Source organism: Stenotrophomonas sp. YJH_SMC_101-4, assembly GCF_059370395.1.
Genome location: NZ_JCAFTP010000002.1, coordinates 17,745 through 26,992 on the forward strand (window position 1 = coordinate 17,745; position 9,248 = coordinate 26,992).

The following is a 9,248-nucleotide window of genomic DNA, read 5'->3' on the forward strand; positions in this document are numbered from 1 at the left end:
GCCCTTTCCCCGGCGTTCAGTCATGTGCAGACGACGTTCGACCCTTTGCGACAGCGGTCGGCTCTGCGACCATGAACGTCTCCCACCTCCGGAAGCCTGCAATGAGCCTGTCCGCCGTTTCGCCTGTCCCCGATCCCGTCGCAGCGGCCACCGGCGCTGCCTGGTCGCCGGAGAGCTGGCGTGGCAAGACCGCGCTGCAGATGCCGACCTACCCGGACCCTGTGGCGCTGGACGCTGCCCTGCACGAGCTGAAGCGGCTGCCGCCGCTGGTCACCTCGTGGGAGATCCTGGCGCTGAAGCAGCAGCTGGCCGAGGCCCAGGAGGGCAAGCGCTTCCTGCTGCAGGGTGGCGACTGCGCCGAGAATTTCAGCGACTGCGAATCGGGCACCATCTCCAACCGCCTGAAGGTGCTGCTGCAGATGAGCCTGGTGCTGGTTCACGGCCTGCGCCAGCCGGTGATCCGCGTCGGTCGTTTCGCCGGCCAGTACGCCAAGCCGCGTTCGGCCGATACCGAGACCCGCGACGGTGTGACGCTGCCGAGCTACCGCGGCGATGTGATCAACGCGCCGGCCTTCACCGAGGCGGCGCGCCTGCCGGACCCGAAGCGGATGCTGCAGGCCCACGCGCACTCGGCGATGACGATGAATTTCGTGCGTGCGCTGATCGACGGTGGCTTCGCCGACCTTCACCACCCCGAATACTGGAACCTGGAATGGGTAAGCCACTCGCCGCTGGCCGCCGAGTACCAGAAGATGGTGGCCTCGATCGGTGATGCGGTGCACTTCATGGAGACCCTGGCCGGGGCCCGCGTGCACAACCTCAACCGCATCGATTTCTACACCTCGCACGAGGCGTTGCTGCTGCCCTACGAGCAGGCGCTGACCCGGCAGGTGCCGCGCCAGCAGGGCTGGTTGAACCTGAGCACGCATTACCCGTGGATTGGCATGCGCACCGCTGCGCTCGATGGCGCACACGTGGAATACCTGCGTGGCGTGCGCAATCCGATCGCGATCAAGGTCGGCCCATCGGTGACGCCGGACCAGCTGCTGCGCCTGATCGACGTGCTCAACCCGCATGAAGAACCGGGCCGCCTGAGTTTCATCCACCGCATGGGTGCGGCGCAGATCGCCGAGAAGCTGCCGCCGCTGCTGGATGCGGTCAAGCGCGATGGCCGTCGCGTGCTGTGGGTGTGCGATGCGATGCATGGCAACACCGAAAGTACCGCCAACGGTTTCAAGACACGTCGCTTCGACAATGTGCGTGGCGAAGTGGAGATGTCGTTCGATCTGCATGCGGCCGCAGGCACGCGCCTGGGTGGTGTGCACCTGGAGCTGACCGGCGAGGACGTGACCGAATGCACCGGTGGCGCACGCGAGCTGACCGAGCGTGATCTGGAGCGCGCCTACCGTTCGACCGTGGACCCGCGGTTGAACTACGAGCAGTCGCTGGAGATCGCGATGGCGATCGTGCGCAAGCAGGAGCAAGTGCGGTAAGGGTTTTTCGGCAGGGCTTGCAGCCCTGCACCTGCCCAGAATCCGAAGCAACAGCAAAAGCAACAGCAGAAGCGGCATTCCGTGGGATGGCGGGGCGGTGTGGGTGGTCAGGACACGCCGTAAACCCGTCCATGGGGGCTCGATGGCGCCATCCATGGCGCCAACGGTCCTGTCCACCCACACCGCCCCGCCTCTGACAGATCCCTGCGGTCTGTTGGTAACTGCGGCCGTTGTTCAGCGCGGTTGTTGGTGGGTGTCGACCTTGGTCGACACGATTTTTCTTGCATATATCGAATGAGTCATCCACGCACGGCGTGGATCTACCGTGTCGACCAAGGTCGACACCCACCAGGGCAATACGCCGTTCCGACAGGTCGCAAGAATCTGTCGAAGGCGGGGTGGGTCCGGTTGCGGGAGTGTCCGCGGCATGGATGCCGCGGCCAAGCCCCCATGGAAGGGTTTACGGCGTCTCCCGCAACCGGACCCACCCCGCCATCCCACAGGAAACCCGCTTCTGCTTCGGCTGTTGCTGTTGCTGTTGCTGTTGCTCCAGCTTGCAGCAGGTGCAGGGCTGCAAGCCCTGCCGATCAACACCCTGCTTACGAACGGCTGACGTGACGCTCATGCCCCATGCGCGAGGCTGTCTGCTTGGCTGTTCGAGTGGAGGTGGCAACAGTGCACTGGCAAAGCGCACAGGCCTACGCATGGCCGTTGGGATTGGCAGCAGTAGTGGGTGGCATCGGTGCGTGGCTGATCCTGTGGATCTACCATCGGCTGAAAGGGCGTGATCGCCGGCGTGCGCGCATCGGTCGTGTGCTGGGGCTGCCGATGGCCACTGCATGGCCGCTGCTGCTGTTGATTCCCGCGTTGCAGGCCACACCGCTGCAGGATCCGTTGCTGGGCAATCTGCAGCATGTGCTGCACATCGCGTTGACTGCCTGCTTCATCTGGTTGCTGGTACGTGCGGTGGCGGCGGGCGAGCGCGCAATCCTGCGCAGCCATCCCATCGATGTCTCCGATAACCTGGAGGCGCGCCGCATCCAGACGCAGACGCGGGTGCTCAGTCGTGTGCTGATGGGCGGCATCGTCGTGCTGGGCGCGTCGTTGGTGCTGCTGACCTTCCCGATGGTGCAGAAGATCGGTACCGCGCTGCTGGCCTCGGCGGGCCTGATCGGTCTGGTGGCCGGTATCGCGGCCAAGCCGGTGTTCGGCAACCTGATCGCTGGCCTGCAGATTGCAGTGACGCAGCCGATCCGCCTGGATGACGTGGTGATCGTGGAAGGCGAATGGGGCCGCATCGAGGAGATCGGCAGCAGTTACGTGGTGGTGCGCATCTGGGATGAGCGGCGGATGGTGGTGCCGTTGACCTGGTTCATCGAGAACCCGTTCCAGAACTGGACGCGGCGCAGCGCCGATCTGCTCGGCACTGCGTTTCTGTGGCTGGACTACCGGGCGCCGATCGCGGCGATCCGCGCCGAACTGGAGCGCATTTGTCGTGGCGAAGCGCTGTGGGATGGCCGGGTCTGCGTGACCCAGGTGACCGAGACCAGCGAGCGTGCGATCCAGGTGCGACTGCTGGTCAGCGCGCGCAGCTCCGGTGATGCCTTCGACCTGCGTTGCCTGGTGCGCGAGCGCATGCTCGACTTCCTCGCGCGTGAGCATCCGCAGTCGCTGCCGCAGGTGCGTGCGCGGCTGCAACACGAAGACGAGCTGGATATGCCGCGCGGCCCACGTGCGCGCACCGCGGATGTGCGTTCGCCTGGCGCGGAGGATGGTGAAGCGGCGATCGTGCCGGCGGAGCCTGACCAGCCTCTGTAGAGCCGGGCCATGCTCGGCCGCTTTCGATCTTCCGGTGAAGCCGAGCGTGGGCTCGGCTCTACAGAAACACGATCACGGCTCGCCGGCGTCGATCAATGCATCGGTATCGAAGTGCGGCGGGCGCCGTGCGCGGGTGCGCTGCTCGTAGGCGTAGGCCATTTCGATCAGCTTCGGTTCGCTCCAGGCGGTGCCCATGAACAGCAGGCCGACCGGCAGGCCATCGATCTGGCCCATCGGCACGGTCAGGCTGGGGTAACCAGCGACGGCAGCGGCGCTGTAGCTCTCGCCGGGGAAGTCGTCGCCTTCGCTGCGGATCGGCCATGCCACACCGGTGGTGGGTGCGACCAGCGCGTCGAGCTGGTGGGCGGCGAGGGCGGCGTCGATGCCTTCCGGGCCGGCCAGGCGGCGCGCATCGCTGCGCGCGCGGATGTAGGCGGGGTCGGCCAGGCCAGCAGTGGCATCGGCCTCTACCAGCAGCTCCTGGCCGAACAGGCCCAGTTCCTGCTTGCTGTGCGCCTGGTTGAAGGCAATCAGTTCGGCCAGGCTGCGCAACGGCGCGCGGTGGGTGCTGAAGTAGCGCTCCAGCCCGGCCTTGAATTCGTACAGCAGCAGCGTGCGCTCGGCTTCGGCCCAGGCGCCCTGGTTGGGCAACTCGACGGGGACCACGACGGCACCAGCGCGACGCAGCTCGGTCGCTGCCTGATCGATCAGCGGCGGCATGCCGCGGTACTTCAGCAGCGGCGTCTGCAGCAGGCCGATGCGTTTGCCGCGCAGGCCCTGCGGGTCCAGGCGTGCGGTGTAGTCGTAGACCGCGCGGCCGGGCATGGTCGCGGTGGCCGGGTCGGCATCATCGCGGCCGGCGATCGCGGTCAGCACGGCGGCAGCGTCGGCGACGCTGCGTGCCATCGGCCCGGCAGTGTCCTGGCTGAAGGAGATCGGGATGATGCCGTCGCGGCTGACCAGGCCGACGGTTGGCTTCAGGCCGACCACGCCGTTGATCGCCGCCGGGCAGACGATGCTGCCATCGGTCTCGGTACCGATCGCCACGCTGGCGAGGTTGGCGGCCACGGCCACCGCGCTGCCGCTGCTGGAGCCACAGGGCGAATGACTCAGCCGATAGGGATTGCGGGTCTGGCCACCGCGCGCGCTCCAGCCGGAGATGGAGTCATTGCCGCGGAAATTGGCCCATTCGCTCAGATTGGTCTTGCCCAGCACCACCGCACCGGCTTCGCGCAGCCGGCGCACCAGGTAGGCATCGTCCGGACGGAAGCCCTGCAGGGCCAGTGAGCCGGCGCTGGTGGCCATCGGCGCGGCGTTGATGTTGTCCTTCAGCAGCAGCGGGATGCCATGCAGCGGGCCGCGCAGGCGTCCTTCGCGGCGCTCGCGGTCGCGCGCGGCGGCTTCCTTCAGGGCATCGGGGTTGAGCTCGATCACTGCGCGCAGGCGCGGCCCGGTGCGGTCCAGGGCGGCGATGCGCTGCAGGTAGGCCTGGGTCAGGGTGGTGCTGTCCAGTTCACCGGCGGACATTCGCGCCTGCAGGTCGGCAACATCGGTTTCGGCGTACGGGAACGGCACGTTGCGGCTCGCAGGTTCGGCCGCATGCGCGCTGGGCGTGGCCGGGCTGCAGCCAGCCGAAAGCAGCGCCGGCAGCGCGGCGAGCAGGCAGGTCAGCAGAGGCGGCAAGGACGGGCGCATGGGGCGGCTTGGTCGGCTCCAATCCCCAGTGTAGCGGGTGCTCAGCGGTGACGCTTGCGCAGGTCGCGGGCGAGGACGTAGACCACGATCAGGTTGATCGCCAGGATCGTCCACGACGGCCAGCCGGGATGGCGGATGATCGCGAAGATGTCGAACGGCAGGTACAGGGCGGCGGTCAGGCAGCCCAGCCAGGAAGCCCAGGCCTTGGCCCGCCACAGGCCCCAGGCCTCAACCAGGTGCAGCAGGCCGTAGCCGATCATCCCCGCCGCGGCCAGGTGGACCGCGTCGGGGCTGATCATGTGCAGCAGCGAGGGCAGGGTGCCATGGTCCGGATCCAGGCTGAAACGCCGGATCAGGGCCATGATGCCGTGCCGTAGCGGCTGCGGTCCGAGCACTTCCAGCCCGGTGGCGGCCAACAGCGCCAGCATCGCCTTGCTCGCTTCGAGCAGGGCGATGACATGGAGACCCGGATGCCGGTGTGGATCCGGGTTGTAGCCGCTCTGGTTCACGGGGTGCTGGCTCAGCCGCCGCGCGAAGCCTTCTTGCGGTCGCTTTCGGTCAGGAACTTCTTGCGCAGACGGATCTCCTTCGGGGTGATCTCGACCAGCTCGTCGTCTTCGATGAAGTCCAGGGCCTGTTCCAGCGAGTACTTGATCGCCGGGGTCAGCTGGATCGCATCGTCCTTGCCCGAAGCGCGCATGTTGGTCAGCGGCTTGGTCTTGATCGCGTTGACGGTCAGGTCGTTGTCCTTGGAGTGGATGCCGACCAGCTGACCTTCATACACGTTGTCGCCTTCAGCTGCGAACAGCTTGCCGCGTTCCTGCAGCGGGCCCAGCGAGTAGGCCGGCGTGGTGCCCGGCGCATTGGCGATCATCACGCCGTTGATGCGCTTGGCAATCGCGCCCTGTTCCTTCGGACCGTAGTGGTCGAACACGTGGAACAGCAGGCCCGAACCCTGGGTCAGGGTCTTGAACTCGTTCTGGAAGCCGATCAGGCCACGGGCCGGGATCGAGTATTCCAGGCGCACGCGGCCCTTGCCGTCCGATTCCATGTTCTTCAGCTGGCCCTTGCGGGTGCCCAGCTTTTCCATCACGCCGCCCTGGTGGATTTCTTCGATGTCCACCACCAGCTGCTCGATCGGCTCCATCATCTGGCCGTCGATTTCCTTGATGATCACTTCCGGGCGCGACACGGCCAGCTCGTAGCCTTCGCGACGCATGTTCTCGATCAGCACCGACAGGTGCAGTTCGCCACGGCCGGAGACCAGGAACTTGTCAGCGTCTTCCAGCTGCTCGACCTTCAGGGCCACGTTGTGGACCTTTTCACGGTCCAGGCGGTCCTTGATCTGGCGGCTGGTCAGGAACTTGCCACCGGACAGGTCCTTGTTGCCGGCGAACGGCGAGTTGTTGACCTGGAAGGTCATCGAGATGGTCGGCTCGTCGACGGTCAGCGCCGGCAGGGCTTCCGGGAAGTCCGGCGCGCAGATGGTGTCGGAGATGGTCAGCTCCTGGATGCCGGAGATGGCCACGATGTCGCCGGCCTCGGCCGAATCCTGCTCGATGCGCTCCAGGCCCATGAAGCCCAGCACCTGCAGCACCTTGCCGTTGCGCTTCTTGCCTTCACGGTCGATGACCGCGACCTGCATGTTCTTCTTCAGGGTGCCGCGCTGGATGCGGCCGATGCCGATCACGCCCACGAAGTTGTTGTAGTCCAGCTGGCTGATGCGCATCTGGAACGGGCCTTCCGGGTCCACTTCCGGACGCGGCGCGTGCTGCATGATCGCTTCGTACAGCGGGGTCATGTCGCCGTCGCGCACGGTGTCTTCCAGGCCGGCGTAGCCGTTCAGGCCCGAGGCGTAGACGATCGGGAAGTCCAGCTGCTCGTTGGTCGCGCCGAGCTTGTCGAACAGGTCGAAGACCTGGTCGATCACCCATTCCGGACGGGCGCCCGGACGGTCGACCTTGTTGACCACGACGATCGGCTTGAAGCCCATCGCGAAGGCCTTCTGGGTCACGAAGCGGGTCTGCGGCATCGGGCCGTCCATCGCATCGACCAGGATCAGCACGGTGTCGACCATCGACAGCACGCGCTCGACCTCACCACCGAAGTCGGCGTGGCCGGGGGTGTCGACGATGTTGATCCGGTTCTTGATGCCGGTCTTCTTGTCTTCCCAGGTGATGGCGGTGTTCTTGGCCAGGATGGTGATGCCGCGTTCCTTTTCCTGGTCGTTGCTGTCCATCACGCGCTCGGCGAGGACGGTGCGCTCGGACAGGGTGCCGGACTGCTTCAGCAGCTGGTCGACCAGGGTGGTCTTGCCATGGTCGACGTGGGCGACGATGGCGATGTTGCGAAGATTTTCGATGGACATACGAAAGGGGGCCAGTCGGCGCCGGATTTGGAAAAAGAAGTCCAACATTATACGTCGAACTTGACGATTCGCGAAAAGGTGGATTTCACGCCGGTCATGGGGCCCATTCAGCTGGCTGTCCGCAGCGGCGGCCGAGGCCGCCAGGACCGTCGTGTGGGGCTCCCCCGCCGGCGGCTGAAGCCCGGATCTGCGCCCATGGTCGAAGCCGCCGCCGCCACGAGGCAGGTGTAAACTAGGTGGCTAGACGCGTTCCCCTCTGCATCAAGGATCTTCATGTCCCTCATCGCCACTTTCGACACCACCCAGGGCCCGATCAAGGTCGAGCTGTTCGCCGACAAGGCGCCGCTGACCGTGGCCAACTTCGTGAACCTGGTCAAGCACGGTTTCTATGACGGCCTGATCTTCCACCGCGTGATCGCCGACTTCATGATCCAGGGCGGCTGCCCGCAGGGTCGTGGCACCGGCGGCCCGGGCTACAAGTTCGAAGACGAGAAGAATGGCGTGAAGCACGAGGTCGGCTCGCTGTCGATGGCCAACGCCGGCCCGAACACCAACGGCAGCCAGTTCTTCATCACCCACATCAAGACCGACTGGCTGGACGGCCGCCACACCGTCTTCGGCAAGGTCCTGGAAGGCCAGGCCATCGTCGATTCGGTCAAGCAGGGCGACGTGATCCATTCGATCACCCTGGAAGGCGACGTCGACGCCGTGCTGGCCGCCCAGGCCGAGCGCGTCGCGGAGTGGAACAAGCACCTCGCCGCCTGACCCCCCTTCGAGACGGCCACCCACGGGTGGCCGTTTCCCTGTTCCCCGCCGCCCGCCAGGCCAGCGTGGCCACGCCCGCGGCGTCCCATCAAACGCTTGCAAGCAAGAGGAAACCCCCATGAAAGCACCCGTTCGTGTTGCCGTGACCGGCGCCGCCGGCCAGATCGGTTATGCCCTGCTGTTCCGCATCGCCTCCGGCGAAATGCTGGGCAAGGACCAGCCGGTCATCCTGCAGCTGCTGGAACTGCCGGTCGACAAGGCCCAGGCCGCCCTGAAGGGCGTGATGATGGAGCTGGAAGACTGCGCCTTCCCGCTGCTGGCCGGCATGGTCGGCACCGATGACGCCGAAGTCGCGTTCAAGGACGCCGACATCGCCCTGCTGGTCGGCGCACGTCCGCGTGGCCCGGGCATGGAGCGCAAGGACCTGCTGCTGGAAAACGCCAAGATCTTCACCGCCCAGGGCGCAGCGCTGAACAAGGTCGCCAGCCGTGACGTGAAGGTGCTGGTGGTCGGCAACCCGGCCAACACCAACGCCTACATCGCCATGAAGTCGGCGCCGGACCTGAAGCCGGAAAACTTCACCGCCATGCTGCGCCTGGACCACAACCGCGCGCTGAGCCAGCTGTCGACCAAGCTGGGCAAGCCGGTCGGTGGCATGGAGAAGCTGGTCGTGTGGGGCAACCACAGCCCGACCATGTACCCGGATTACCGTTTCGCCACCGCCGATGGCGCATCGATCGCCGATGCGATCAACGACCAGGAGTGGAACGCCAACACCTTCATCCCGACCGTGGGCAAGCGCGGCGCGGCGATCATCGAAGCCCGTGGCTCGTCCTCGGCTGCTTCGGCCGCCAACGCTGCCATCGACCATGTGCGTGACTGGGTGCTGGGCAGCAACGGCAAGTGGGTCACCATGGGCGTGCCGTCCGACGGTTCCTACGGCATTCCGGAAGGCGTGATCTTCGGCTTCGCAGTGACCACCGAGAACGGCAAGTACACCCTGGTCAAGGATCTGCCGATCGACGACTTCAGCCAGAAGTACATCGACAAGACCCTGGCCGAGCTGGAAGAAGAGCGCGCCGGCGTCGCCCACCTGCTGGGCTGATGCA

At 66.1% G+C, this 9,248-nt stretch carries 7 protein-coding genes; 4 read left to right on the plus strand and 3 right to left on the minus strand.

The window, feature by feature from the left end; genetic code table 11:
• The first annotated feature begins 101 nt into the window (after positions 1–101).
• A complete protein-coding gene (locus AC5P8D_RS06245; protein ID WP_495203182.1) occupies positions 102–1,493 on the plus strand; it encodes a class II 3-deoxy-7-phosphoheptulonate synthase in 1,392 nt (463 codons plus the stop codon).
• Between the two features lie 630 nt (positions 1,494–2,123).
• On the plus strand, positions 2,124–3,311 hold the full coding sequence (locus tag AC5P8D_RS06250) for a mechanosensitive ion channel family protein (protein ID WP_265330694.1): 1,188 nt from the start codon (positions 2,124–2,126) through the stop codon (positions 3,309–3,311).
• Positions 3,312–3,383: 72 nt separating this feature from the next.
• Here AC5P8D_RS06250 and AC5P8D_RS06255 read toward each other — a convergent pair whose 3' ends face one another.
• Genes AC5P8D_RS06255 through typA form a run of 3 tightly spaced genes read right to left on the minus strand, consistent with a single transcriptional unit; the run spans position 3,384 to position 7,374 of the window.
• Complete coding sequence (locus tag AC5P8D_RS06255) at positions 3,384–5,006, minus strand: amidase (protein ID WP_019336447.1); 1,623 nt, start codon at positions 5,004–5,006, stop codon at positions 3,384–3,386.
• 41 nt (positions 5,007–5,047) lie between these two features.
• Positions 5,048–5,515 (minus strand): DUF2127 domain-containing protein, encoded by a 468-nt coding sequence (locus AC5P8D_RS06260; protein ID WP_005408223.1) that lies wholly within the window; start codon positions 5,513–5,515, stop codon positions 5,048–5,050.
• Positions 5,516–5,526: 11 nt separating this feature from the next.
• Complete coding sequence (gene typA / locus AC5P8D_RS06265; protein WP_010483969.1) at positions 5,527–7,374, minus strand: translational GTPase TypA; 1,848 nt, start codon at positions 7,372–7,374, stop codon at positions 5,527–5,529.
• Between the two features lie 273 nt (positions 7,375–7,647).
• Here typA and AC5P8D_RS06270 point away from each other — a divergent pair, with 273 nt between their 5' ends.
• Together AC5P8D_RS06270 and AC5P8D_RS06275 are read left to right on the plus strand one after the other, a co-directional pair.
• Entirely contained in the window at positions 7,648–8,139 is a 492-nt protein-coding gene (locus AC5P8D_RS06270; RefSeq protein WP_004153629.1) for a peptidylprolyl isomerase, read from the plus strand.
• A gap of 118 nt (positions 8,140–8,257) precedes the next feature.
• The gene (locus AC5P8D_RS06275; RefSeq protein ID WP_004153634.1) at positions 8,258–9,244 is read left to right on the plus strand and encodes a malate dehydrogenase; all 987 of its coding nucleotides are present in this window, start codon (positions 8,258–8,260) and stop codon (positions 9,242–9,244) included.
• Positions 9,245–9,248 lie beyond the last annotated feature (4 nt).